The organism is Pseudomonas poae, from assembly GCA_028869255.1.
Taxonomy (GTDB): Bacteria; Pseudomonadota; Gammaproteobacteria; order Pseudomonadales; family Pseudomonadaceae; genus Aquipseudomonas; species Aquipseudomonas poae_C.
In genome coordinates this window covers 724293-749910 of record CP110972.1, presented here as the reverse complement: position 1 = coordinate 749910, position 25618 = coordinate 724293, and the positions used below count along the sequence as shown (strand labels likewise).

Genomic DNA, 25618 nt, shown 5'->3' with positions numbered 1-25618 from the left:
ATCGGAGAACCGCCGTCATGGCTTTGGATTTATTCGTCGTACTCATCTACGCCGCCGGCATGCTCGTGCTCGGCTATTACGGCATGCGCCGCGCCAAGACCCACGAAGACTACCTGGTGGCCGGGCGCAACCTGGGCCCGTCGCTGTACATGGGCACCATGGCCGCCACGGTATTGGGCGGCGCGTCCACCGTCGGCACCGTGCGCCTGGGCTATGTACACGGCATCTCCGGCTTCTGGCTATGTGCCGCGCTGGGCATGGGGATCATTGCGCTGAACCTGTTCCTGGCCAAGCCGCTGTTGAAGCTGAAGATCTTCACCGTGACCCAGGTCCTGGAAAAACGCTACAACCCCATGGCCCGCCAGGCCAGTGCGGTGATCATGCTGGCGTACGCGCTGATGATCGGCGTGACCTCGATCCTGGCCATCGGCACCGTGCTGCAAGTGCTGTTCGGCCTGCCGTTCTGGATCTCGGTGTTGCTGGGCGGTGGTGTGGTGGTGGTGTACTCGACCATCGGCGGCATGTGGTCGCTGACCCTGACCGACATCGTGCAGTTTGTGATCAAGACCGTCGGCCTGATGTTTATCCTGCTACCGATCTGCCTGTACCGCGTCGGCGGCTGGGATGAACTGGTGGCCAAGCTGCCGGCGTCGAGCTTCAGCTTCACCGCGATCGGCTGGGACACGATCATCACCTACTTCATGATCTACTTCTTCGGCATCCTGATCGGCCAGGACATCTGGCAACGGGTGTTCACCGCCCGTGACGAAAAAGTCGCCAAGTATGCGGGCACTTTCGCCGGTTTCTACTGCATCCTCTACGGCCTGGCCTGCGCACTGATCGGCATGGCGGCGCATGTGCTGATTCCGGATCTGGACAACGTCAACAACGCGTTTGCGGCCATCGTCAAAATGTCACTGCCGGACGGGATTCGCGGCCTGGTCATCGCCGCCGCCCTGGCCGCGATGATGTCCACCGCCAGCGCCGGTCTGCTGGCCGCCTCCACCGTGTTGACCGAAGACCTGCTGCCGCGTTTGCGCGGTGGCAAGCAGTCGAGCCTGAACATCAACCGCCTGTTCACGCTGCTGACCGGTATCGCCGTGCTGGGTATCGCCCTGGTGGTGAACGATGTGATCAGCGCCCTGACCCTGGCTTACAACCTGTTGGTGGGCGGCATGCTGATCCCGTTGATGGGGGCGATTTTCTGGAAGCGCGCCACCACATCCGGGGCCATTGCCTCCATGACTCTAGGCTTTGTGACCGCACTGGTCTTCATGTTCAAAGACGGGTTGGACGCGAACACACCGATCTACTACAGCCTGGCGGTTGGCCTGGTGAGCTTTGTGGTGGTGAGTTTGCTGTCGCGCCGGCCGCAGACATCCGTGGCTCGGGCGATTTGAAACACAACGAAATTTAAAGCGGTTACTTCAGCGGGTGCGACGTCGGATGTCGCACCCGTTTTTTTGCCTTGCGCAAAAACGACTGTGGGAGCGGGCTTGCTCGCGAAGGCGGTGTGTCAGTCAACATTGCCGTTAACTGACACACCGCCTTCGCGAGCAAGCCCGCTCCCACTTTTAATCCTGCTCCGCCGGGGATTACCGACGGCGTGGCCGACGCTGCTCGTCATCGGTGCGAATTGGCACCGGTTGCAAGGGCGGCTCGATCAAGCCCAATGCAACACCAACGTCATGGAGCCAGTTTTGGATTTTCTCTTTCATGGTTGCCCCCTTTGAGGGTAATGCTGGTAGGCGCAAGTTCTGTCGCCTTTTCCTACACTGATAGTAGCCCTAAGTCCTATGTATTGCTTGAACGAAACCACAACGAACTATTACTGAATTGATCCAAATCCTGACGGATCGTTCAAGCAATTGCCCGCGTGTCCGGCAGCAATTGGGCCTTGCCCTCTTGTTGCAGGTCAATCCACGCATTGAGGTTAGCGCCGAGCATACCCTTTCGCCACATAAGCCAGGTGGTCGCAATGGCAAATGGCCCTGTTAAGGGATGAACGGACACACTGTCCTTGCCCGGCAGGCTCTCGAGCATGGATTCAGACATCAGCGCCACGCCCGATCCGGCGATGACGCAGGCGAGCATGCCTTGGTAGGACTCGATCTCGATGGCGCGCCCCATGGCCACCCGCTCGTGGGAGAACCAGGTCTCTAGCCGCGTACGATAGGCGCAACTGCGGCGGAAAGTGAACACCGAGCGGCCAGCTACATCCTGCGGCCCACGCACCGGCGGATGGTCGGCTTCGCAAATCAGCACCAGACGTTCTTCGCACAAGGGCACGCCGTCCAGGGTGGCGATGGTCAGCGGGCCGTCCACCAACGCAGCGTCCAGGCGGCCGGTAACCAGGCCCTCGAGCAGCTCACCACTGGGGGCCGATTGCACCTGCAGGTTCACCATCGGGTAAGCCTTGTGATAACGCGCCAACAACTTCGGCAAGTGAATCGCGGCCGTGCTGTACATGCTGCCCAGCACAAAATCGCCAGCCGGCTGCCCGCCTGGACGGCGCCATGGGCTTCGTCGTGCAGCGCTATCAGGCGGGTGCTGTAGTCCAACAACACCTTACCCGCAGGAGAAAGCTGCAAGCGCTGGCGTTCGCGCACAAACAGCTCGACGCCCAGCTGTTCTTCCATCTGCTTGAGCCGGGTCGACAAATTCGACGGCACGCGGTGCAGCCGCTCGGCGGCGCGGGTGATGGAGCCCTCTTGCGCTACGGCTTGGAAAATCCGCAATTGACTGAACTCCATACCTTTCTCCAAAACTGAACAAGTTACTCACTATTATTCATTTTTACAGAAAGTCAAACCGCTTTAGCCTGCAAGTCATTCGCTTGCTTGCAGGAAACCTGAACATGTCACCGCTGATCCGCTTACTCGCCAGCTTTATCGCCTTGATGATGGCCATGGGCATTGGCCGCTTTGCCCTCACCCCGCAAATGCCGCACTTGCTCAGCGAGGGGCAAATCGACCTGACCGGCGCCGGGCTGATCGCGGCCGCCAACTACCTGGGCTACTTCGTCGGAGCGGTGGACTCGATCTTCGCCCGCACTCACCACCCTGTACGCGGCCGCTTGTACGGCGGGCTGTGGTTATGTGTGCTGCTGACCTTTGCGTCCTACTGGGCTCATGGGTTCTGGCCGCACCTGCTGCTGCGCTTCGGTACCGGTGTAGCGAGTGCTTGGGCGTTGGTGATGATCACCAGCCTGAGCCAGCCGCTGGCAATTGCCGCCGGGCGCCCACGCCTGGGGGCGCTGGTGTTCGCCGGGCCGGGGCTGGGGATTCTGCTGACCGGGTTGCTGGCGCTGGGCTCCAACCTGCTGGGGCAAAACTCTGCCACGTTGTGGCTGGTGTATGGCACGGTGGCACTGGTAATGCTGCTGGCAATCTTGCCGTTCCTGCCCAAGCCGTCCGCCGTCACTGCGCCCGTCGCCAGCCAATCCGAAGTGGCCGACAACGGCAGCATCACTCACCTGTGCTGGATCTACGTGTTGTACGGCCTGGGCTACATCATTCCGGCCACGTTTCTGTCACAGATGGCCAGCGCGCAATTCAAGGGCGCCTGGCAGGCTGATCTGTTCTGGCCCTGCTTTGGCCTGGCTGCGGCGATTGGCGTGGGGGTCGCAACCTTGCGCCGCAAAAACCCGCACACCACCCGCCGCTGGTTGATGGCGACATTGTGGCTGCAGGCCGCCGGCGTATTCGCCTGTTTGCTGGGCAATGGCTGGGGGTTGGCGTTGGGCGTGTTGCTGTGCGGCGGGCCGTTCCTGGCGTGCATGCAACTGGTGATGGCGCGCTTGCGAGACGTCGCGCCTCACGGCTACCAGCGCAGCACCGGCTTGCTGACGGCCAGCTTCGCCATCAGCCAATTGAGCGGGCCTTTGCTGGCGTCGGTGAGCAGCCACCTGAGTGGCGGCCTGCAACCGGCGCTGGTCGTCGCCGGTTGCGGCTTGTTACTGGCGGGCGCGGTGCTGCTCAGCCCGCAACCAAAGGCGCTGGTGCACGAACCTGCTGGCGCCGCGCCAACACCAGGAAAAACAGCCCACCCAGGAAGCACCCGGTAAACCAGGCGAAGTTAGCCATGCCCTGCAATGCCGGCGTAAAGGTGATCGCGACGCCCACCAGTGTCGCGGGCACCAGGGCTTTAACCGCCGTCCAGTTCACGCCGCCATCGAAGTAGTAGCGCCCGTTCGGGCTGTCATCGAACAGCGCATCCACATCGATCTGCTGCTTTTTGATCAGGTAGAAGTCCACCAGCAGAATCCCGAACAACGGACCGATGAAGGCCGCGAGGATGTCCAGGGTGTAGTGGATCATCAGCGGGTTGTTGAACAGGTTCCACGGCGTAATGAATATCGATGCCACGGCCGCGATCATCCCACCGGCACGCCAGCTGATTTTGCTTGGCGCAACGTTGGCGAAATCAAACGCCGGGGAGACAAAGTTGGCGACAATATTGATGCCAATGGTCGCGGTGACGAAAGCAAAGGCACCGAGCAATACCGCCATGCTGTTATCGATGCGCGAAACCGTGGCGATCGGGTCGTGGAGCATTTCGCCAAACACTGGCAAGGTGCCCGAGACGATCACCACGGTCACCAGGGAAAACGCCAGGAAATTCACCGGCAGCCCCCAGAAGTTGCCGCGTCGTACATCCTGCATGCTGCGGCAGTAGCGGCTGAAGTCACCAAAATTCAGGGTTGGCCCGGAAAAGTACGAGACCACCAGCGCGGTCGCCACAATCACCTGGCCGAATGCCTGCCAGCCTGACAGGGATTTTTCCGACAGGGTGAAGCTGATATTCGCCCAACCCGCCTTCCACACGATCCAGCCGGCCAGGGCAAACATCACCGCGTACACCACCGGCCCCGCCCAATCGATAAAGCGGCGGATGGACTCCATGCCGGCCCAGAACACCGCAGCCTGCAGCACCCACAAAGTGAGGAAACCAAACCAGCCCAAGTAGGACAGGCCGGCGAAATGCGGCTCCGCATACACCGCCATCTGTGGGAAAAAGCGCAGCACCACAATAATCAAGGCACTCGACGCCAAGTACGTCTGAATCCCGTACCAGGCCACGGCGATCAGGCCGCGAATCACTGCAGGAATATTCGCGCCGAACACGCCAAAGGCCAGCCGGCAGATCACCGGATAAGGCACCGCCGCCTGCTGGCTCGGCTTCGCCACCAGGTTGGCGATCAATTGCACAATGCAAATGCCGGCAAGCAAGGCGATCAGTACCTGCCAGCTGGCGAGGCCCAGGGCGAACAGGCTGGCGGCAAACACATAGCCACCGACGCTGTGCACGTCGCTCATCCAGAAGGCGAAAATGTTGTACCACGTCCACTTTTGCGGCAGCGGGCCTAGATCCTGGTTATACAGGCGCGGGCTGTAGCCTTTGGGCAATTGTTCGGTCATCGCTTGGCTCCTCGAAATACCGGCCTGCGCTGCCGTAGCAGGTGCATACGGGAGGCGGCATGGTTTGTATACGAGGCTTTCAGCAGAATACGTGCCAATGGCACACAATCCCTCTGAAACGGGGCTCCAAAGCGGTTTATGAAGGCTTAGATGCGGGGAGTTCGCTCAGCAACGGTGCACATAAATCCTGTACACAATCATCGGTGCACTCGATGTGCACACAAGTACCCAACCGTGCAGCAAGCGGCCGTCAGGAAGGTGCCCCACGCCATGTCCATCAGTGCCAGCCCGGCCGACCAGCCTTGCAGCGTGGCCCAGTTACTCAGGTCGTAGGTGCCGTAGGCGACCAGGCCCAGCAAGGCGCCGAGGCGTGCAGCACGTTGCCAACTGCCGCTTGGCAAAACCACAAACACCACGCAACCAATGGCATACAGCAGATAGAACAGCACGGCAGGCAAGAGGCGCGGCTGGTCAAGCATCAGCGGGCCCAGCAGGGATTTGTAGGTCGGGCCCATCAGAACGCCGAGCCAGAGGCCGTCGAGGACCAGGAAGGCGAGCAAGGTGCCGAGGTAGGCGAACAGGGTTTTGCGGGTCATCTATGCAGCCTCCGTAGGCGCCGACGGGCGCCTACAGAAGAGCAAGCCCCACTCAGCTTAGTTCAATACGATCCGCATGAATCACGATCTGACCTTGCTTGTAGAGTGCACCAATGGCCTTCTTGAAGTTGCCCTTGCTCACGCCGAACAAGTTGCTGATCACGGCCGGATCACTCTTGTCGCTGACCGGCAGCGTGCCGTTGTTTTCACGCAGCTTGGCGAGGATCTTCGAGTTCAGGCTGGACGCCGCTTCCTGGCCGACCGGTTGCAGGCTGAGGCTGATGTTGCCATCGGCGCGGATCTCTTTGATAAACCCTTTCTCTTCCTTGCCCGGGCGCAGGAACTTGAACACTTCGTTCTTGTGGATCAGGCCCCAATGCTTGTTGTTGATGATCGCCTTGAAGCCCATGTCGGTGGCTTCGGCCACCAGCAGGTCGACTTCCTGGCCCACCTGGTAGTTGGCGGGGGTCTTGTCCAGGTAACGATCGAGGCGGGCGGTGGCCGTGATGCGCTTGGTGTGCTTGTCGAGGTAGACATGCACCACACAATATTCACCGGCGGTCATCTGGCGTTTTTCTTCCGAATACGGCAGCAACAGATCCTTGGGCAAACCCCAGTCGAGGAACACGCCAATACTGTTGACTTCGACTACTTTCAAACTGGCAAATTCGCCCACTTGAACTTTGGGTTTTTCAGTCGTGGCGATAAGTTTGTCATCGCTGTCCAGGTAAATGAAAACGTTAAGCCAGTCTTCATCTTCGCTGGGAATATCTTTTGGGATGTACCGATTAGGCAAGAGGATTTCGCCCTCTTGCGCACCGTCCAGAGTACAAACCGAAGTTAGTGTGTTTTACCACTTGCAAGCTGTTGTAGCGCCCGACTAAAGCCATTTCCAATTACCCTCATTGCGTGGGCGACATTCTACCCGAGTTGCGCTCGCCACGCGCACGCGCCTGAAAAATCGCAGGGTTGCGTGGCGTTTTACTGGCAACGCCCCGCTCGTCCGATCAATCGGCTGGATTTGACCATGCCAAGCCCACCCGTTCGTCCCGATGGTTTCGAGTTAAAACAGTAAGTTAGGTGCTTAATCCGAAGATAAACTTTGGGCCTTTTACTGCCGTTCCACTTATTCTCGGAGGATATTTGCCAAGCAATTGTCAAGTATTTCCTGTACGATGCCTGGCCAAGTTAATTTTCTACAGGTTAGTGGCCGCCATGCGCGTAAAAGCATCCAACAGCAAAGCAAAGCCAGCTCCAGCCGTTGAAACCAGCGAATCGATCAACAGCCAGATTGCTGCGTTCCTCAAGTCCGGTGGCGAAATCCAGCAAATTGCAAAGGGCGTGAGCGGCCAGACTTTCGGCCCGTCCAAGCAGATCAGCCTGGGCAAGAAGTAACACCCGCGCAGTAGACCTGGTCCCTAAGCGTCTTGCCTTCAAGGCGCTAGGACTAGAGCCCGAAAACACCCTCCTGTTATATCCCTTGATGCGCTAATCGACGAACGGGCCTCACCTCCCGGCATTCGCCGGTATGCTTGCACACGTCTAGCACGGGCATCTCCCGACTTCTTTCGTCACTGCTCCTCGCTTTTCATGGAGTGAAGCATGTTCAAACCCTGCATTTTCCTGGTCGCGGCACTGGCCGCCAGCCCCTTGCCGAAGCGCAGATCTTTCAGCGCGAATTGGGCGACTTCGACCTGAAATTGGGCACTACCCCCAGCCGCAGCATGGCCCAGGGGCTGGTCAAACCCACGTCTCCCGGCAGCGACTCGTTCCATGGCGGGCTGGACCTGAGCCACGACAGCGGCCTGTATTTCGGCCAGTTTTCACCGAACATGGGCCTGTCCTCCACCAGCAATCTCGAAGTCGATTCCTACATGGGTTTCAAACACCCCTTCGACCAGACCCTGGGCTACGAAGTGGGCCTGATCCATTACAGCTACCCCAAGCTCAGCCCCCTCGACAGCCAGGAGTTCTACGGCGGCCTGAACCTGCTGGGTAACCGTTTCGGCGCCTCTTTCAGCAATGACCCGGACCGCCAGGACAGCACGCTGTTTGCCGACCTCGGCGGTACGCAGCCGTTCGGCATCGGCGTCAGCATGAAATACACCACGCATCAGTTGGGCACCCCGGTCTCGGTGGAGGGCGGCTCCATCAGCACGTTCAGCGACTGGTCGGTGCAGTTCTCCCGGCAGTGGATGGGCGTCGACCTGAACCTGATCTACAGCGACTCCAGCCTCAGCGGCGGCGATTGCTCGGCTTACTCCGGACACAATTCGCAATGCGATGGGCTGTTGACGCTGAAGGCTGCGCGGTCGTTTTATTGATGAGCTGAACTGTCGCACCCCGCGCAGGTTCACATGCATTAACCCTCTCTGCGCAAGGACCCGCCCATGCTGCGTCGGCTCAAATTTCTGGTAGTAGTGCTGAGCCTGAGCCTGGTGCTCGCCGGCTGCAATCGCGTGGGCCTGGCCTACCGCAACCTTGATGTGATCATCCCGTGGACCCTCAATGACTACCTGGACATGAACGCCGGGCAGAAGAGCTGGTTCAACGACAAACTCAAGGAACACCTGGCCTGGCACTGCACCACGCAATTGCCTGGCTACCTGGATTGGCTGGACCGCCTGCAACAGATGGTCGACGATAACCAGGTCACCGACGCGGCATTGCAAACCCGTACTGCCGAAGCCAAGCAGGCGATTGCCGACGTCGCTCGCGAGGTCACCCCGTCGGCCATTGAGCTGTTGCAGGGGCTGGACGATCAACAGGTCAAGGAGATGAACGACGCGTTGGCCAAGGACCTGCGCAAGCGCCAGGATGAATACCTCAAACCGCCGCTGGAGCGGCAGATCAAGGAACGCGCCGAGCGCATGAGCAAACGCCTGGATAGCTGGATGGGCCCGCTGAGCGCCAGCCAGCAAAACCGGGTCACGGCGTGGTCGATTGCCCTGGGTCAGCAAAATGAGCAGTGGATCGGCAACCGCGCCCACTGGCAGGCACAATTTATCGACGCGGTAAAACAACGCCAAAGTGCCGACTTCCCGCAGAAAATGCAGCAGTTGCTGGTGAACCGCGAAAGCCTGTGGACCCCGGACTATCGCGTGGCCTACGCCCAGACCGAAGCGGCTGCCCGCAGCCTGCTCGTCGACTTGATGGCGGAGAGCAGCGTGCAGCAGCGCCTGAAGTTGAAACAGAAAATCGAGGGTGTACGCAGCGACTTCAAGGCACTGAAGTGCCTCAAGGCCGCTTCAATCTAAAAGGTGGGAGTGGGAAAGCCCACTCCCACATTTAGTTCGCGTCGCACCTGATCAGGCGATCTGCGCTTTCGAAGCCACCTCGGCAAACGTCGCCGGGTCCAGCGCATCAGCCTGCTCGTCCAACACTTGGCGCGGGTGATCATTCCCCGGAATCGAGCTGTCGATCAGCGCCAGCAACTGCGCGCCTAACGCGGTCAGGATAAAGTTCTCACCATTGCCGCCCTCTTCCTCCGGGCGCGACTCAATAAAGCCACGCTTGAACAACAGCGCCTCGTAATCCGCAGCAGTCTTTTTCAGCGCATCCAGGTTGCCGGTGGACTCGCCCGCCGTGGCCTTCTCGGCGGCTTCCTGCTCGGCGTATTTGCGCGGTGCAAAGCTGCCCTCGCCATTCTGCACTTCGTGCAGCAGACGCTCGATCAAATCCCAGTTGTAAGTCGTCATCCTGATTCCTCCTGCAGGCCCAAGGAAAAGTAGCCCGTCTAGAGGTGTGACACGCCGCGCCACTCGCCGTTCAGCCGACCGGACGGACGTGATTTCTCTGAACTTTCCAGACGTTCGCGCCCTCAACTGAGCATAACCGCCAAGGAGGTCTCCCCATGAAAACCCTGATAAACCTGGCCATCGCCGCCACGCTGCTGAGCGCTCTGCCCGCCTGGGCCTGCACGCCGGACGAGGCCACCGCCAAACGCGAGCAATTGGCCCAGGAAGTGGCCAAACTGACCGAGCAGAACCCGACCAAGGCCAAGGAAATGAACGACGAGTTGCAGAAAATGGACCTGGACACCGAGAGCGCCGAATTTCCTGACAAGTGCCAGTTGATCGACGCCCGTCTCAAAGAGCTGAAAGAAGCGGCTGCCAAAGCCAAAAACTGAAGGCATAAAAAAACCGGACATCGTCCGGTTTTTTCACATCCGCCTGATTACTCGGCAGCCGGTGCTTCCGGCTTGCGGCGCTTGAGCGGCGCCATGCCGTCCTTGCTGACCAGCGACAGGTTGTCGGTCTTCGGCCGGTTGGCGATCTTGCGCTTGGTCGGCGACTTGGCGCCGGCCTTTTTCTTGTCGCCCTTGGCGTCGGTCTTTTTCTTCTTCACGCCAACAGCCTTGCCCGACGCCTTGACCTTCTTCGGCCCGGTGTAGGTGCCTTTGACTTCCTTGATGGTACGGCGCTCGAACGACTGCTTGAGGTAGCGCTCGATGCTCGACATCAGGTTCCAGTCGCCGTGGCAGATCAGCGAGATCGCCAGGCCATCGTTGCCGGCACGCCCGGTACGACCGATACGGTGCACGTATTCGTCGCCGCTGCGTGGCATGTCGAAGTTGATGACCATGTCCAGGCCATCCACGTCCAGGCCGCGTGCAGCCACGTCGGTAGCCACCAGGATTTTCACGCCGCCGGCCTTGAGGCGGTCGATCGCCAGCTTGCGGTCCTTCTGGTCTTTTTCACCGTGCAGCACGAACGCCTTGTAATCCTGGGCCACCAGGCGACCGTAAATGCGGTCAGCCGCAGCACGGGTGTTGGTGAACACGATGGCCTTCTGATAAGTCTCGTTGGCCAGCAGCCAGTTGAGGATCTGCTCCTTGTGCACATTGTGGTCAGCGGTGACGATCTGCTGGCGCGTGGTCGCGTTCAGGTCGCTGACGTTGTTGACCTGCAAGTGCTCAGGGTTGTTCAGGACCTTGGCGACCATGTCGCGCAGGGTCGAACCGCCGGTGGTGGCGGAGAACAGCATGGTCTGCTGGCGGTTGACGCACTCGGCCACAAGCCGCTGCACGTCGTCGGCAAAGCCCATGTCGAGCATACGGTCGGCTTCGTCCAGCACCAGCACTTCGACCTCCTTGAGGTCGAGGTTGCCGGCGTTGAGTTGCTCGATCATGCGGCCCGGGGTGCCGATCAGGATGTCCGGCACCTTGCGCAGCATGGCGGCCTGGACCTTGAAGTCTTCGCCACCGGTGATCAGGCCGGACTTGATGAAGGTGAACTGCGAGAAGCGCTCCACTTCCTTCAAGGTCTGCTGCGCCAGCTCGCGGGTCGGCAGCAGGATCAGGGTCTTGATGCTGACGCGGACTTTGGCCGGGCCGATCAGACGGTTCAGAATCGGCAGGACGAAGGCGGCAGTCTTGCCACTCCCGGTTTGAGCCGTCACCCGCAGGTCACGCCCTTCGAGCGCGAGCGGGATGGCCGCTGCTTGCACAGGCGTAGGCTCGACAAATTTTAGCTCGGCCACGGCTTTGAGCAGGCGTTCGTGCAGGGCGAATTGGGAAAACACGGGTGCTACCTCGAAGAAATACAAAAAATCAGCTGCATAGGGTACCGGTTTCGGGCGTCCAAACCGAGTGTCTTTACGCGAACGGCGCTAATCAGCTGCTTTTTTGTCAGCATATTTGTCCTGAACCCTAACTTTACTGCACTTAAATGCTCTAATCGCCCCGTCTTGTCTCACAGAAGAATCGGTTACACCCATGGATATCAAACAGCTCTGGCTCAACGCCCAGGACCTCTGGGGCGCTCTCGATCAACACCCGCTGCTGCATGCAAGCCTGGGCTTGCTGGTGTTGCTGGTAGTGGCGCTGCTGCTCGGACGGGTGGCGCGTTACCTCATCCTCCACGCCGTCAAATTGCTCGGCCGGCAACCGGCGCTGCATTGGCTCAATGACCTGCGGCACAATAAAGTCTTCCATCGCCTGGCGCAGATGACGCCGTCACTGGTGATCCAGTTCGGCCTGTACCTGGTGCCGGACCTGAGCAAGACCGCGATCCTGTTTATCGGCAACGTGGCCCTGGCGCTCACCATCCTGTTCATGACGCTGGCCATGAGCGCCCTGCTCAGCGCCTTGCTGGACATCTACGCACGCACCGAACACGCCCGCACCCGCTCGATCAAGGGTTATGTGCAGTTGGCGAAGATGGTGCTGTTCGTGTTTGCCGCGATCATCATCGTCGCCACCCTGATCGACCGCTCGCCGCTGCTGCTGCTGTCAGGGCTGGGTGCGATGTCGGCGGTGATTCTGTTGGTGTACAAGGACACCCTGTTGTCATTTGTCGCCAGCGTGCAGCTCACCAGCAATGACATGCTGCGGGTCGGCGACTGGATCGAAATGCCCCAGGTCGGCGCCGACGGTGACGTGGTGGACATCACCTTGCACACGGTCAAGGTGCAGAACTTCGACAAGACCATCGTGTCCATCCCGACCTGGCGCCTGATGTCCGAGTCGTTCAAGAACTCGATGCAGGCTTCCGGCGGGCGCCGCATCAAGCGCAGCCTGTTTATCGACGCCAGCGGCGTGCGTTTTCTGCGCGACGATGAAGAACTGCGCATGACCCAGGTGCACCTGCTCACCGACTACATCGGGCGCAAGCAGGCCGAACTCAAGGCCTGGAACGAAGCCCAAGGCCATAGCGCGCAACTGTCGGCCAACCGGCGCCGCATGACCAACCTCGGCACCTTCCGCGCCTATGCCCTGGCCTATCTGAAAAGCCACCCGGACATCCAGCCGAACATGACCTGCATGGTGCGCCAGATGCAAACCAGCGCCCAAGGCGTGCCGCTGGAGATCTACTGCTTCACCCGCACCACGGCGTGGGCGGATTACGAGCGGATCCAGGGGGATATCTTCGATTATTTGCTGGCGGTGTTGCCGGAGTTTGGTTTGAGCCTGTACCAGCAGCCGAGCGGTAATGATTTACGCGCCGGCGTACTGCCGGCGGTGCTGGGGGCCAGCCATTTGCCGGCCCCGGAAAGTCACGCGATTTAAGCCTCGGAGCGGTTGGGCGACTTGACGCCCAACCGGCTGACCCACACCGCCCCGATGATCACCAACCCGCCCAACGCCAGACGGCCCAGCGGTTCATGCTGGTTCCAGATCAGCAAATTCAGCAGCAACCCCACCGGCACATGCAGGTTGTTCATCACCGCCAGGGTGCCGCCGTGCACCAGGCACGCGCCCTTGTTCCACCAGTACATACCGAGTGCCGTGCTGACCAGGCCGAGGAACACTAGCACGCCCCATTGCAGCGGTGCATCGGGCAGGAAGTTGGCCTTGCCGAACAGCAGGAACGCCGGCAACACCACGATCAAGGCGCCCAGGTAGAAGTAGCCGAAGCGCCGGTAGTGCGGCAGGTCACTGGGGTAACGCGCCACCAGATGCTTGTACATCACCTGCCCGGCGGCATAGGTGAAGTTGGCCAGTTGCAGCAGCAGGAAGCCCATGAGGAAGTGCGGGGTGACCTGGTCGAAGCGAATCACCGCCGCGCCCGCCACCGCCACCAGTGCGGCGACCAGCGCCCAGGGGTTGAAGCGGCGGTTGAGGGCGTCTTCGATCAGGGTCACATGCAGGGGCGTAAGGATGGTGAACAGCAGCACCTCCGGCACCGTCAGCACGCGAAAGCTCAGGTACAGGCACACGTAGGTCACGCCAAACTGCAAGGCGCCGATCAGCAGCATGCCGCGCATGAAGGGCGGCGCCACCGAGCGCCAGCGGGTCAGCGGGATAAACACCAGCCCGGCCAGCACCACGCGCACCAGCACGGCGAAGTAGCTGTCGACATGACCGGCGAGGTATTCGCCGATCAAGCTGAAGGAAAATGCCTGAATCAGGGTGACAACCAGTAAATAGCCCATGCGCGCCTCGTTTCGAATGGGCGCGACATTAAAGGTTTTCAGCGTTTCACGAAACTCGGGGCAAAAAAAACCCGACCTCGCTATAGCGGCAGTCGGGTAGGAGCACTCAGGAGCAACAAGTGCAAAGGGAGGTTCGATACGCGTACTTGAAGGGTTGCGTGGGGCTAGATAAACATTGCGCGATTATCTGGCGATTAAAGGATCAGGCAACCTGTGCCAGCAACGCCTTGGCGTGGTTGATGCCCTTCTCCTGGAAGTCCCCACTCAGGTTGACCCCTTCTGCATGGATGAAGGTGACGTCATGAATCCCGATAAAGGCCATCACCTGACGCAAGTACGGTTCCTGGTGATCCGAGCTGGCACCGGTGTGGATGCCGCGGCGAGCGGTGAGCACGATGGCGCGCTTGCCGGTCAGCAGCCCCTGAGGGCCGGTGGCGGTGTACTTGAAGGTCACACCGGCGCGCAGCACGTGGTCCAGCCAGGCTTTGAGGGTGCTGGGGATGGCGAAGTTGTACATCGGCGCGGCCAGCACCAGAACGTCGGCGGCCAGCAACTCATCGGTCAATTCATTGGAGCGATCCAGCGAAGCCTGTTCGATGTCGTTGCGCTGTTCGGTGGGTTTCATCCAGCCGCCGAGCAGGTTGGCGTCCAGGTGCGGAACCGGATTGAGTGCCACGTCGCGCACGGTGATCTGATCCGCCGGGTGGGCGGCCTGCCATTGGCTGATGAACTGCCGGGTCAGTTGGCGGGAGATCGAATCCTGCTGGCGGGCGCTGCTTTCGATGATCAGAACATTGGACATGGCTTCGTAGGCTCCATCTGTAAATGCTGTAAGGCGATGGAGAAAAGATTAACTAAGGCCCATTCGATAAAAAAGCACAAAAAACTGCTATAACCCATCTATAAATTTGTTTATAAGCGGAGTATTCCAGTAGACACGCTCCGCTGCAGCGTTATTTCGCGGCGCACGCCAGAGCGATTCGCATCTTGATAATGGCGCGATTGAACTTGACCGTGGTGTTGGTGCTTTTGCCCGCCGGTACGGTGACGGTACGGCGCCGTGGCGCTTCCGGGCCGTTGGTAAAGATTACCGAACACACGGCGTCATTCGTGCCGTAGTTATTCAGTTGGATCGAGCTGATGTCGCCGTCCACGTCGGACGCGGTGTAGTCGATGCTCACGCCGTCGATCTTTTTAGACACGTCGATGGGGTAGGCAAACGCGCTCATCGGCAGCAGCGCCAGCAACACACAACAGAATTTTCTCATTCGGCAGTCTCCAATAAGGATTGCCAGCTTAGGACAAGAGGAACCCATCTTGAAAGCGCCCCGCGTTACCCTCGATCAATGGCGCACGCTGCAAGCCGTGGTCGACCATGGCGGCTTCGCCCAGGCGGCTGAAGCGCTGCACCGTTCGCAGTCCTCGGTGAGCTACACCGTGGCCCGCATGCAAGACCAGCTCGGCGTGCCACTGTTGCGCATCGACGGGCGCAAGGCGGTCCTCACCGACGCCGGCGAAGTACTGCTGCGCCGCTCCCGGCAACTGGTGAAAAACGCCAGCCAGCTGGAAGACCTCGCCCACCATATGGAGCAGGGCTGGGAGGCGGAGGTGCGGCTGGTGGTCGACGCCGCCTACCCCAATGCTCGCCTGGTGCGCGCCCTCACTGCCTTTATGCCGCAAAGCCGTGGCTGCCGGGTGCGCTTGCGTGAAGAGGTGCTGTCCGGCGTCGAAGAGCTGCTGCTTGATGGCATGGCTGACCTGGCCATCAGCAGCTTTATCATCCCGGGCTACCTGGGCACGGAAATGAGCGATGTGGAATTTATCGCCGTGGCCCACCCCGACCACTCGTTACATCGCCTGAACCGCGATCTGAGCTTCCAGGACCTGGAAAGCCAGATGCAGGTGGTGATCCGTGACTCCGGCCGCCAGCAACCACGGGACGTCGGCTGGCTCGGCGCCGAACAGCGCTGGACCGTCGGCAGCCTGGCCACCGCCGCCACCTTCGTCAGCAGCGGCCTGGGCTTTGCCTGGTTGCCGCGCCACCTGATCGAGCGCGAACTCAAAGAGGGCCTGCTCAAGCAGCTACGCTTGGAAGAGGGCGGCAGCCGCAACCCCACGTTCTACCTGTACTCGAACAAGGACAAACCCTTGGGGCCGGCCACGCAGATTCTTGTGGAGTTGCTGCGCACCTTTGATACCGCCCCCTGGACGCGCCTTTCGCCGCCCCCCAGCAAGCCTGAAATGGAGTTCACGCATGGCCTGGTTCGACCACGAAGGATGCACCCTGCATTACGAGGAATACGGCCATGGCAGCCCGCTGATCCTGATCCACGGCCTGGGCTCCAGCAGCCAGGACTGGGAGCTGCAGATTCCGCTGCTGGCCAGGCACTATCGCCTGATCGTGGTGGATGTACGCGGCCATGGCCGCTCCGACAAACCGCGTGAGCGCTACAGCATCAAGGGCTTCACCGACGACTTGGTCGCGCTGATCGAACACCTGGCCCTGCCCCCTGCCCATGTGGTGGGCTTGTCCATGGGCGGCATGATCGCGTTTCAACTGGCCGTGGACGAACCGGCGCGGGTCAAAAGCCTGTGCATCGTCAATAGCGCGCCCGAGGTCAAGGTGCGCACCGTTCAGGAATACGGGTGGTGGGCCAAGCGCTGGATCCTGGGCCGCCTGCTCAGCCTGGCCACCATCGGCAAGGCCCTGGGCGACCGGCTATTCCCCAAACCGGAACAAGCCGACCTGCGACGCAAGATGGCCCAACGCTGGGCAAAAAACGACAAACGTGCTTATCTCGCCAGCTTCGACGCGATTGTGGGCTGGGGCGTACAGGAACGACTTTCCAGAATTACCTGTCCAACCCTGGTCATCAGCGCCGACCATGACTACACCCCCGTGGCGCAGAAAGAAATCTATGTAAAACTGCTGCCCGATGCGCGGCTGGTGGTGATCGAGGATTCCCGCCATGCCACGCCCTTGGATCAACCCGAAGTCTTTAACACCACCCTGCTCGATTTTCTAGAGACAGTCGAAACCACTACCCAGGATCACTGACCCATGCTGAAAAAAATCGCCTTCTTTGCCGGCTCCTTTCTGTTCGCTGCCAACCTGATGGCCGCCACGGCAGCCGCACCGGCCAAACCTGCTGCAGCGGCCAAGTCCAACGCGCCACACGTCCTGATCAGCACCACCAATGGCGACATTGAAATCGAACTGGACCCGGTCAAGGCGCCGATCAGCACCAAGAACTTCCTGGCGTATGTCGACAAGGGTTTTTACACCAACACGATTTTCCACCGCGTGATCCCGGGTTTCATGGTGCAGGGTGGCGGGTTCACCCAGTCGATGTCACAAAAACCTACCGACGCACCGATCAAGAACGAAGCCAGCAATGGCCTGCATAACGTACGTGGCACCTTATCGATGGCGCGCACTAATGACCCGAACTCGGCCACCAGCCAGTTCTTCATCAACGTGGCCGACAATGCCTTCCTCGACCCGGGCCGCGATGCCGGTTACGCCGTATTCGCCAAGGTGGTCAAGGGCATGGACGTGGTGGATGTGATCGTCAACTCGCGGACCACCACCAAGCAAGGCATGCAGAACGTGCCAATCGATCCTGTGTACATCAAGTCGGCCAAGCGCATCGACTGAGGTCTGCAGGGCGTTCTTCAGGTAGCTCCGCGCGGTGCCCACAAGGCACCGCGCGCATTTGAACAGGAGAGCCCGCCAGGCGGGCGTCAACCTAATGCTCTATCGTCGTTTTGAACAACTGATCGATATTTTCCGCGACGCTCCCAGCGCGGCTCCTCCCGATAAAGTCCTGCCCTTCTACCTCTATTACCTGCGCCAGGTGTGGCCGCATTTCGCCGCGTTGCTGGTGGTGGGCCTGATCGGCGCGCTGATCGAAGTTGCGCTGTTCAGCTACCTGAGCCGCATCATCGACCTGGCCCAAGGCACCCCACCGGAAAACTTCTTCCAGCTGCACAGCACCGAGCTGATCTGGATGGCCGTGGTCGCCCTGCTGCTGCGCCCGATCTTCGGCGCGCTGCATGACCTGCTGGTGCACCAGACGATCAGCCCCGGCATGACCAGCCTGATCCGTTGGCAGAACCACAGCTATGTGCTCAAGCAGAGCCTGAATTTCTTCCAGAATGACTTCGCCGGGCGCATCGCCCAGCGCATCATGCAAACTGGCAACTCCCTGCGCGACTCCGCCGTGGCGGCAGTGGATGCGATCTGGCACGTGGCGATCTACGCGATCAGTGCCTTGGTGCTGTTTGCCGAGGCCGACTGGCGCCTGATGATCCCGCTGGTGACCTGGATCATCGCCTACAGCCTGACGCTGCGTTACTTCGTGCCACGGGTGAAGGAGCGCTCGGTGGTCTCATCCGAAGCGCGCTCCAAATTGATGGGCCGTATCGTCGACGGCTACACCAATATCACCACCTTGAAGCTGTTCGCTCACACCCATTACGAGCAGCAGTACGCCAAGGAAGCGATCATCGAACAGACCGAAAAAACCCAGCTGGCCAGCCGCGTGGTCACCAGCATGGACGTGGTGATTACCACCATGAACGGCCTGTTGATCGTCACCACCACCGGCCTGGCCCTGTGGTTGTGGACGCAGTCACTGATCTCGGTGGGCGCCATCGCCCTGGCCACCGGCCTGGTGATCCGCATCGTCAACATGTCGGGCTGGATCATGTGGGTGGTCAACGGCATTTTCGAAAACATCGGCATGGTGCAGGACGGCCTGAAAACCATTGCCCAGCCACTGGCCGTGATCGACCGCGACAACGCCCCGCGCCTGAGCGTGCCCCATGGCGAAGTGCGTTTCGAACAGGTGGATTTCCACTACGGCAAGAAGAGCGGGATCATTGGCGGCCTCAACTTGAACATCAAGGCCGGTGAAAAAATCGGCCTGATCGGCCCGTCCGGCGCGGGCAAGTCGACCCTGGTCAACCTGCTGCTGCGCCTGTATGACCTGCAAGGCGGGCGCATCCTGATCGACGGCCAGAACATCGCAGAAGTCGCCCAGGAAACCCTGCGCGAACAGATCGGCATGATCACCCAGGACACCTCGCTGCTGCACCGCTCGATCCGCGACAACCTGTTGTACGGCAAGCCGGACGCCACCGACGCAGAACTCTGGGCCGCCGTGCACAAGGCCCGCGCCGATGAGTTCATCCCGCTGCTGTCGGACGCCGAAGGCCGCACCGGGCTGGATGCGCATGTGGGCGAACGCGGGGTAAAACTCTCGGGCGGGCAACGCCAGCGCATCGCCATCGCCCGCGTGCTGCTCAAGGACGCGCCGATTCTGATCATGGACGAAGCCACCTCGGCCCTGGACTCGGAAGTGGAAGCGGCGATCCAGGAAAGCCTGGAGACCTTGATGCAGGGCAAGACGGTGATTGCGATCGCACACCGGCTGTCGACCATTGCGCGGATGGACCGCCTGGTGGTGCTGGAGAAAGGCCTGATCGCCGAAAGCGGCAGCCATGCCGAGTTGCTCGCGCACGGCGGCTTGTACTCGCGGTTGTGGCAGCACCAGACGGGTGGGTTCGTCGGCATCGACTGAAGCCCCACCGCTATACCCCTGTGGGAGCTGGCTTGCCTGCGATAGCGGTGGGTCAGCCAGTAAAGAGCTGACGGTGAGACCGTCATCGCAGGCAAGCCAGCTCCCACGCTTAAATTGCGTCAGGCGTCCAGATTCAAAGGGCCCTGGCGCTTTTTTTTTGCCTGGCTTTATGGCGCAAGCCTGCTGTACTCAGTGCAGTGCCCAGACGGGCGCTGAAGTAAATCTGCAGGGAGCATCATTGATTTACTGATCGGTAGAGCGATCTATCAAGGACGTGTTGCATGTCTTTGTTCAAACGTTCAATTACAGAGGGGTTAGGTACGTTTTGGCTGGTGTTGGGCGGTTGCGGGAGTGCGGTGCTGGCCGCAGCGTTCCCTGCAGTCGGGATCGGGTTGTTGGGCGTGTCGCTGGCCTTCGGGCTGACGGTGCTGACCATGGCGGTTGCCATCGGGCACATCAGCGGTTGCCACCTCAACCCGGCAGTATCGGTAGGGCTGGTAGTGGGCGGGAGGTTTCCGGCCAGGGAGTTACCGGCGTATATCGTGGCCCAAGTCATTGGCGGCACAGTCGCCGCCGCGTTGTTGTACTTCATTGCCAGCGGCAAACCGGGCTTCGAACTGGCCGGCGGCCTGGCATCAAACGGCTATGGCGCACATTCCCCCGGCGGCTACTCGCTGGCAGCGGGGTTTGTGTGTGAGCTGGTGATGACTGCGATGTTCCTGCTGATCATCCTCGGCGCCACCGACCACCGTGCCCCCAAGGGCCTGGCGCCCATCGCCATCGGTCTGGCCCTCACCTTGATCCACCTGATTTCCATTCCCGTGACCAACACCTCAGTCAACCCGGCCCGCAGTACCGGGCCTGCGCTGATCGTGGGCGGGTGGGCGGTCCAGCAGTTGTGGATGTTCTGGCTCGCGCCGATTCTGGGCGCGGTCATTGCCGGCGTGACCTATCGATGGCTGGGCAAGGAGGAGCCGGCCTGAGAACAGCGAGTTCAGCCCTGCCGATAAGGCATGGCTGCCCTCGCCTCTTCGGCATACGCCAGAATCCCCACCCGCTCGCGCTCCAGAAAGTCCTCTACGGCATTCTTCAACCCAGGATGACGCAGGTAGTGCCATGACCGCGTGATCACCGGTTCAAACCCACGAATCAACTTGTGCTCGCCCTGGGCACCGGCGTCGAAGCGTTGCAGGCCGTGGGCGATGGCGTAGTCCATGCCCTGGTAGAAACAGGTTTCGAAATGCAGGCGGTCAAACTCGGCCAGGCAGCCCCAGTAACGGCCGTAGAAGCTGTCGCCACCGATCAAACTGAAGGCCATGGCCACCGGGCGTGCACCCTGTTTGGCCAGCACCACGCGAATCGCCTCGGGCATGCGCTCGGCCAGCAGGCTGAAAAAAGCGCGGGTCAGGTAGGGTGTTTGCCGGCGTACCGCGTAGGTATTGGCGTAGCAGGCGTAGACAAAATCCCACTGCGCCTCGCTCAGTTCATGGCCTTGCAACCACTCGAAATCGATGCCCTGCCCCGCCACTTGTTCGCGTTCCTTGCGCATCTGCTTGCGCTTGCGTGAACTCAGGGCGTCGAGGAAATCCTGGAAGTCGCGGTAGCCGCGATTCTGCCAGTGAAACTGACAGCCCAGGCGCTGCAACCAGCCCGGCTGCGCGGCCAATGCCTCATCGGCCAACACGTCGGTAAAGTTGATGTGGGCGCTGGAGAGCCCTTCGATTTCCAGGTAGCCCGGCAGGCTGTTGAGCAGTTCGAAACCGTCCTCGGCACTGCGCGCCAGCAAGCGTGGCCCGCTGACCGGACTGAACGGCACCGCCGTCAGCAGCTTGGGGTAGTAGTCGATGCCCGCCCGCTCACAGGCATCGGCCCAGCCGTGATCGAACACGTACTCGCCATAGGAGTGCCACTTGCGATAACTGGGCAATGCCGCCACCAGTCGCTCGCCTTCCCAATGCAGCAAATGTTCCGGTTGCCAGCCCGATTGCGGGCCCAGGCTGGCGCTGTCTTCCAGCGCACTCAAAAAGGCATGCCGCACAAAGGGCTGGGCGTCCGGCACCAGTGCATCCCACGTCTGCGGGGCGATTTCGGACAGGCTGTCCAGGCGTTGCAACGGCATCGGCATCCTCACTACTTCATGGCGTGAAAGCCTCGCGAGTATCGCTTATCGCAGCCCCTGGCACACCCCCAAATCGCGCGACAGGGCTCTAAACCAATAGTTCCATTCTTAAATAATTTGTCATGTAGATGACATCACTTAGCCACTGCTGCGTCATAAACGATCGCGATACTGACGCCTGTTTTTAGAGCGCCTGGTTCTAGCAGGTGGTTATTTTTCCGTCCGTCATCGGTCGGTTGTGTCCTGGATGGTTTGCCATCCCTCCTCACTTTCGGAGATTGATATGCGTCTTGCTTCCACTAAAACTGCGGCGGTCCTGTGCGGCGGCCTGTTACTGGCCCTGAGCGTTCCGGCCAGCGCTGCAGTCGACGCTAAATTGCTCGACATGCTCAAGGCCAACGGCCAGATCACTGCGGCGCAGTACACCGAACTGCAAGCTGAGCTGGCCAAGGATCAGAAAGAAAAGCAGATCGCACAGCAAGCTCAACAAGAGACCAACGAACAGATCGCGGCCACCGCGAAAAAACCAACGAGCTGAGCAGCTTCGACCAGAAGCTGGCTTGGGCGGCGAAGACTCAGTTCAAGGGTGATGTGCGCATGCGCCACGAGACCATCAAGGTCGAAGGCGAAAATGGCGTCACCCGCGCCGGCGTCACCGGTCGTGACAAGGATCGCGAACGGATCCGCGCACGCCTCGGCGCCTACACCGAAATCAACCCACAGGTGGACACCGGCATTCGTATCGCCACCGGCGGCGGCAGCGATGCGCGCTCCACCAACCAGGACCTGGACGGCTACTTCGATAAAAAATCGATCTGGCTGGACCTCGGCTACATCGACTACCACCCCGACCAGATCAAAAACCTGCACATCATTGGCGGCAAAATGCTGCAGCCATGGGTCAACATGGGCGATGTGATCTGGGATAGCGACATCAACCCGGAAGGCTTGGCAGTCACCTACAAGTACCCATTGGGCGGCAGCGCCGAGCTGTTCGGCAGCCTGGGGAACTACAACCTCAAGGACAACGTGGACGGTGACGGCGTGCAGTACCGCCATGACCTGCGCCTGACCACCGGCCAGTTGGGCACCCGTTTCTCGGTGACCGACAACCTGAAAGTGACCCTGGGTGGCAGCGTCTACGCCTACCAGAACGACGAAGACAGCCGTGCCTCCGGCACCAGCACCCCGAACCTGCTGGCGACCAACGGCAACACACCAAACGGCGAGTTCCGCCTGTACGAAGGCTTCAGCCAAGTCGATATCGGCGGCCTGGCAGTCCCTCTGGCGTTCTACGGCCAGTACGTGAAAAACAACGACGCTGTCGACGATGCCGACACTGCCTGGTTGCTGGGTGCCAAGTCCAAGGTGTTCGGCTTCAACCTGGACTACAACTATCGCGACGTAGAGAAAAACGCCGTCGTGGGCGCCTTTACCGATTCGGACTTCGGCGGCGGCTTCACCGGCTCCCGTGGTCACAAGTTCAAAGTCGGCTATGACATCGACAAGAACTTCGCCATCGGCGCAACGTACTTCCTGACCAAGACCGACACCTACAGCCGCACGCTCGTGGACCGTAGCGCCAAAGCCAACACCTTCCAGCTGGACGCAGAAGCCAAGTTCTAAGGAAGACAGCGACACGTTTCAAGCTACAAGCTTCAAGGAAGAGCACGTCACTTGCAGCTTCAAGCTCACCGCTTGAAGCTGCTTCTCTAACAGTCTTGCGTGGGTGGGTCGGTCCCCATCATCCGTCCGAGTCACTCACGCGAGCCTGCTTTCTCTCCCACCTTTATTGATCCTTGAGCCGCTCGGCCGCCAGCCGTTGGGCCAAGGCATCCACATCCTTCACCGGCTCCTGCGGCAGGGCTTTCAGCGTGGCCTGCATCAGGCGCATCTGGCGGGTAAACCGTCGGCAGTTGGGGCAGAACATCAGGTGATGACGCACCAGCAGACGCTCGCGAAAGGTCAATTGCCCGTCGAGGTAGTCACTGGAACGTGCCACTTGTTCTTTACAGGTCAGCATTCGCCCGTTTCCTCAAAATGCTCCACCGTGGCGAAGACTTTAAGCCGTGCTCGATGCAACAGCACACGAACATTGGAGAGTGAGAGCGTCAGAAGATTACAGATCTCCTCCAGCTCCAGGCCCTGGCGTTCGCGCAGCAGCAACACGCTGCTTTGCAGCTCAGACAAACTCAGCAACGTATGCTCCAGGCATTTGCGCAGTTCATCCTCGGTCAGCAGGGCTTCCGGGGTGTCCTGGTGCCAGGCGTACGGGGCGACCGCCCAGTGACCGTCATCGGGTACGAAACGATCATCACCGACAGTGCCATGGGGCGAGGGCAAATCATCCAGCAGCACTTCCCGGCGATTCTGCTTGTAGCGGCCTTTGGCAGCGTTGGCAGTGATGGTCAGCAGCCAGGTCTTGAGGCTGGAACGCCCTTCAAATCGGCCCAGGTTACGCACCACCGACAGCCAGGCGTCCTGCACCACTTCGTCGGCATGGCGCTGGCCGACGATGGCATAGGCCACTGCCCGCATTGCGCTTTGATAGGTGCTGACCAATTCCTTGTAGGCCCGCTGCTCGCCCTTGAGCAGTCGTTCAAGCAGGTGCGCGTCGTCCGCTGCTGCCATTCAAGACCTCGATTTCAACGTGCAAACCCAATCAGTGTGGGAGCTGGCTTGCCTGCGATGAAGGGGGTGAATCCACCGCCGCTATCGCAGGCAAGCCAGCTCCCACATTGAGCGCATTCTGCCTCGATATCAGCGTTTGCGCAGGATCACGCTGCCGATCGAATAGCCCGCGCCAAACGAACTGAGCACCGCGACGGCGCCCTTGGGCAAATCGTCCTGAGTAGGTGTGGAACGCAATCACCGAGCCCGCCGAGCTGGTGTTGGCGTAAGTATCGAGGATCACCGGGGCCTCTTCCACCGTGGCTTCGCGGCCCAGCAGTTTCTTCACAATCAGGTGGTTCATGCTCAGGTTGGCCTGGTGCAACCAGAAGCGCTTCACGTCGGTCACGCTCAACTGGTTTTCTTCCAGGTGCACGCCGATCAGTTCGGCCACCATCGGGCAGACATCGCGGAAGACTTTGCGACCTTCCTGCACGAACAGTTTGTCCGGCGCGCCAATGCCCTCTTCCGCAGTGCGGTTGAGGAAGCCGAAGTTGTTGCGGATATTATTCGAGAACTTGGTCAGCAGCTTGGTGCTCACCACGTCGAACTGGTGTTTGGAGGTCGCAAGGTCGGCGCGCTCAAGGATCACCGCCGTGGCCGCGTCACCGAAGATGAAGTGGCTGTCACGGTCACGGAAGTTCAGGTGGCCGGTGCAGACCTCGGGGTTGACCATCAGGATCGCCCGCGCCTGGCCCAGCTGGATGCTGTTGGCGGCGTTCTGGATGCCGAAGGTCGCCGACGAGCACGCCACGTTCATGTCGAAACCGAAACCCGCGATGCCCAGGGCTTCCTGGACTTCAATGGCAATCGCCGGATAAGCGCGCTGCAGGTTGGAACAGGCGACGATCACCCCGTCGATATCGGCGGCGGTCTTGCCGGCGCGCTGCAGGGCTTGCTCGGCGGCGCCAATGGCCATCTGGCAGAGCACCGACCATTCGTCGTTGCTGCGCTCCGGCAGGCGCGGGGCCATGCGTTGCGGGTCGAGGATGCCGTCCTTGTCCATCACAAAACGGCTCTTGATGCCGGATGCCTTTTCGATAAAGGCGGCACTGGACTCGGTCAGCGCCTGTACCTCGCCGCGCTCGATGGCGGCGGCGTTATCGCTGTTGAACTGCTGCACGTAGGCATTGAAAGACTGCACCAGCTCTTCGTTGGAGATGCTGTTGGCCGGGGTGTACAGGCCAGTGCCGCTGATGACGACGTTATGCACGGTCGTTCCTCTAAATCTGTCAGGCAGGGGATATTGGTACCGTCGTACCAAACTATAAGTAGTTCGATGCCATCCAGCGGCGTCAAACTGGCAACGCTTTATTCCGTCGCGTCGCTGCTACGACGATCCCGGCATTTATA

21 protein-coding genes and 6 pseudogenes are annotated in these 25618 nt (G+C 60.4%); 13 read left to right on the top strand and 14 right to left on the bottom strand.

Going from position 1 to position 25618, the window contains the following annotated elements:
* Nucleotides 1-17: 17 nt before the first annotated feature.
* Nucleotides 18-1400 (top strand): sodium:solute symporter, encoded by a 1383-nt coding sequence (locus LRS56_03525; GenBank protein ID WDU63624.1) that lies wholly within the window; start codon nt 18-20, stop codon nt 1398-1400.
* A gap of 195 nt (nt 1401-1595) precedes the next feature.
* On the opposite strand, the gene LRS56_03520 is transcribed toward LRS56_03525, so the two are convergent.
* Together LRS56_03520 and LRS56_03515 are read right to left on the bottom strand one after the other, a co-directional pair.
* Nucleotides 1596-1718: a hypothetical protein gene (locus LRS56_03520; protein ID WDU63623.1), complete on the bottom strand. Its 123-nt coding sequence runs from the start codon at nt 1716-1718 to the stop codon at nt 1596-1598.
* Between the two features lie 142 nt (nt 1719-1860).
* Nucleotides 1861-2753 (bottom strand): annotated as a pseudogene (locus LRS56_03515) (LysR substrate-binding domain-containing protein).
* Nucleotides 2754-2857: 104 nt separating this feature from the next.
* Between LRS56_03515 and LRS56_03510 the strand changes: the two are divergent.
* A complete protein-coding gene (locus LRS56_03510) occupies nt 2858-4066 on the top strand; it encodes an MFS transporter (protein WDU63622.1) in 1209 nt (402 codons plus the stop codon).
* On the opposite strand, the gene LRS56_03505 is transcribed toward LRS56_03510, so the two are convergent.
* From LRS56_03505 to LRS56_03495, 3 genes and pseudogenes are all read right to left on the bottom strand, one after another.
* The gene (locus tag LRS56_03505) at nt 3978-5420 is read right to left on the bottom strand and encodes an NCS1 family nucleobase:cation symporter-1 (GenBank protein WDU63621.1); all 1443 of its coding nucleotides are present in this window, start codon (nt 5418-5420) and stop codon (nt 3978-3980) included. The two genes, LRS56_03510 and LRS56_03505, sit on opposite strands and share 89 nt — an antisense overlap.
* A 197-nt stretch (nt 5421-5617) precedes the next feature.
* Entirely contained in the window at nt 5618-6016 is a 399-nt protein-coding gene (locus LRS56_03500) for a DUF2177 family protein (protein ID WDU63620.1), read from the bottom strand.
* 52 nt (nt 6017-6068) lie between these two features.
* Nucleotides 6069-6906, bottom strand: a pseudogene (locus LRS56_03495) (S1-like domain-containing RNA-binding protein).
* Nucleotides 6907-7231: 325 nt separating this feature from the next.
* Here LRS56_03495 and LRS56_03490 point away from each other — a divergent pair.
* The 3 genes and pseudogenes from LRS56_03490 (at nt 7232) to LRS56_03480 (ending at nt 9273) form a co-directional block, all read left to right on the top strand.
* Nucleotides 7232-7411, top strand: a complete 180-nt coding sequence (locus tag LRS56_03490; protein WDU63619.1) for a hypothetical protein — start codon at nt 7232-7234, stop codon at nt 7409-7411.
* Between the two features lie 207 nt (nt 7412-7618).
* Nucleotides 7619-8340, top strand: a pseudogene (locus LRS56_03485) (TorF family putative porin).
* 66 nt (nt 8341-8406) lie between these two features.
* Entirely contained in the window at nt 8407-9273 is an 867-nt protein-coding gene (locus LRS56_03480) for a DUF6279 family lipoprotein (protein WDU63618.1), read from the top strand.
* Between the two features lie 51 nt (nt 9274-9324).
* Here the strand turns inward: LRS56_03480 and LRS56_03475 are convergent, their stop codons facing one another.
* Entirely contained in the window at nt 9325-9714 is a 390-nt protein-coding gene (locus tag LRS56_03475) for a transcriptional regulator (protein ID WDU63617.1), read from the bottom strand.
* A 155-nt stretch (nt 9715-9869) separates the two neighbouring features.
* Here LRS56_03475 and LRS56_03470 point away from each other — a divergent pair, with 155 nt between their 5' ends.
* Nucleotides 9870-10145 carry a hypothetical protein gene (locus tag LRS56_03470; protein WDU63616.1) on the top strand — a complete coding sequence of 92 codons (276 nt, stop codon included), beginning with the start codon at nt 9870-9872 and terminating at the stop codon, nt 10143-10145.
* 47 nt (nt 10146-10192) lie between these two features.
* Here the strand turns inward: LRS56_03470 and LRS56_03465 are convergent, their stop codons facing one another.
* Nucleotides 10193-11539 (bottom strand): DEAD/DEAH box helicase, encoded by a 1347-nt coding sequence (locus LRS56_03465; GenBank protein ID WDU63615.1) that lies wholly within the window; start codon nt 11537-11539, stop codon nt 10193-10195.
* 193 nt (nt 11540-11732) lie between these two features.
* Between LRS56_03465 and LRS56_03460 the strand changes: the two genes are divergently transcribed.
* Nucleotides 11733-13025: a mechanosensitive ion channel family protein gene (locus LRS56_03460; GenBank protein ID WDU63614.1), complete on the top strand. Its 1293-nt coding sequence runs from the start codon at nt 11733-11735 to the stop codon at nt 13023-13025.
* Here the strand turns inward: LRS56_03460 and LRS56_03455 are convergent.
* The 3 genes from LRS56_03455 to LRS56_03445 all read right to left on the bottom strand — a co-directional run bounded on the left by LRS56_03455 (nt 13022) and on the right by LRS56_03445 (nt 15159).
* Nucleotides 13022-13891, bottom strand: coding sequence for a carboxylate/amino acid/amine transporter (locus LRS56_03455; GenBank protein WDU63613.1), 870 nt, complete (start codon nt 13889-13891; stop codon nt 13022-13024). The two genes, LRS56_03460 and LRS56_03455, sit on opposite strands and share 4 nt — an antisense overlap.
* A gap of 202 nt (nt 13892-14093) precedes the next feature.
* Entirely contained in the window at nt 14094-14693 is a 600-nt protein-coding gene (locus tag LRS56_03450; protein WDU63612.1) for an FMN-dependent NADH-azoreductase, read from the bottom strand.
* Between the two features lie 151 nt (nt 14694-14844).
* A complete protein-coding gene (locus tag LRS56_03445; protein ID WDU63611.1) occupies nt 14845-15159 on the bottom strand; it encodes a 3-phosphoglycerate kinase in 315 nt (104 codons plus the stop codon).
* Nucleotides 15160-15208: 49 nt separating this feature from the next.
* Here LRS56_03445 and LRS56_03440 point away from each other — a divergent pair.
* The 5 genes and pseudogenes from LRS56_03440 (at nt 15209) to aqpZ (ending at nt 20459) form a co-directional block, all read left to right on the top strand.
* Nucleotides 15209-16131 (top strand): annotated as a pseudogene (locus tag LRS56_03440) (LysR family transcriptional regulator).
* A gap of 14 nt (nt 16132-16145) precedes the next feature.
* The gene (locus LRS56_03435) at nt 16146-16949 is read left to right on the top strand and encodes an alpha/beta hydrolase (GenBank protein ID WDU63610.1); all 804 of its coding nucleotides are present in this window, start codon (nt 16146-16148) and stop codon (nt 16947-16949) included.
* Nucleotides 16950-16952: 3 nt separating this feature from the next.
* Nucleotides 16953-17549 carry a peptidylprolyl isomerase gene (locus LRS56_03430; GenBank protein WDU63609.1) on the top strand — a complete coding sequence of 199 codons (597 nt, stop codon included), beginning with the start codon at nt 16953-16955 and terminating at the stop codon, nt 17547-17549.
* A 94-nt stretch (nt 17550-17643) separates the two neighbouring features.
* The gene (locus LRS56_03425; protein WDU63608.1) at nt 17644-19476 is read left to right on the top strand and encodes an ABC transporter ATP-binding protein; all 1833 of its coding nucleotides are present in this window, start codon (nt 17644-17646) and stop codon (nt 19474-19476) included.
* Between the two features lie 281 nt (nt 19477-19757).
* Nucleotides 19758-20459 carry an aquaporin Z gene (aqpZ, locus tag LRS56_03420; GenBank protein WDU63607.1) on the top strand — a complete coding sequence of 234 codons (702 nt, stop codon included), beginning with the start codon at nt 19758-19760 and terminating at the stop codon, nt 20457-20459.
* Between the two features lie 11 nt (nt 20460-20470).
* Here the strand turns inward: aqpZ and LRS56_03415 are convergent, their stop codons facing one another.
* The gene (locus LRS56_03415) at nt 20471-21595 is read right to left on the bottom strand and encodes a GNAT family N-acetyltransferase (GenBank protein WDU63606.1); all 1125 of its coding nucleotides are present in this window, start codon (nt 21593-21595) and stop codon (nt 20471-20473) included.
* Between the two features lie 283 nt (nt 21596-21878).
* Between LRS56_03415 and LRS56_03410 the strand changes: the two are divergent.
* A pseudogene (locus tag LRS56_03410) lies at nt 21879-23221 on the top strand (putative porin).
* 163 nt (nt 23222-23384) lie between these two features.
* Here the strand turns inward: LRS56_03410 and LRS56_03405 are convergent.
* The 3 genes and pseudogenes from LRS56_03405 to LRS56_03395 all read right to left on the bottom strand — a co-directional run bounded on the left by LRS56_03405 (nt 23385) and on the right by LRS56_03395 (nt 25478).
* On the bottom strand, nt 23385-23618 hold the full coding sequence (locus LRS56_03405) for a zf-HC2 domain-containing protein (protein ID WDU63605.1): 234 nt from the start codon (nt 23616-23618) through the stop codon (nt 23385-23387).
* A complete protein-coding gene (locus tag LRS56_03400) occupies nt 23612-24226 on the bottom strand; it encodes a sigma-70 family RNA polymerase sigma factor (protein WDU63604.1) in 615 nt (204 codons plus the stop codon). The genes LRS56_03405 and LRS56_03400 overlap by 7 nt, the downstream gene beginning before the upstream one ends.
* A 129-nt stretch (nt 24227-24355) precedes the next feature.
* Nucleotides 24356-25478: pseudogene (locus tag LRS56_03395) on the bottom strand (beta-ketoacyl-ACP synthase III).
* Between the last annotated feature and the right edge of the window lie 140 nt (nt 25479-25618).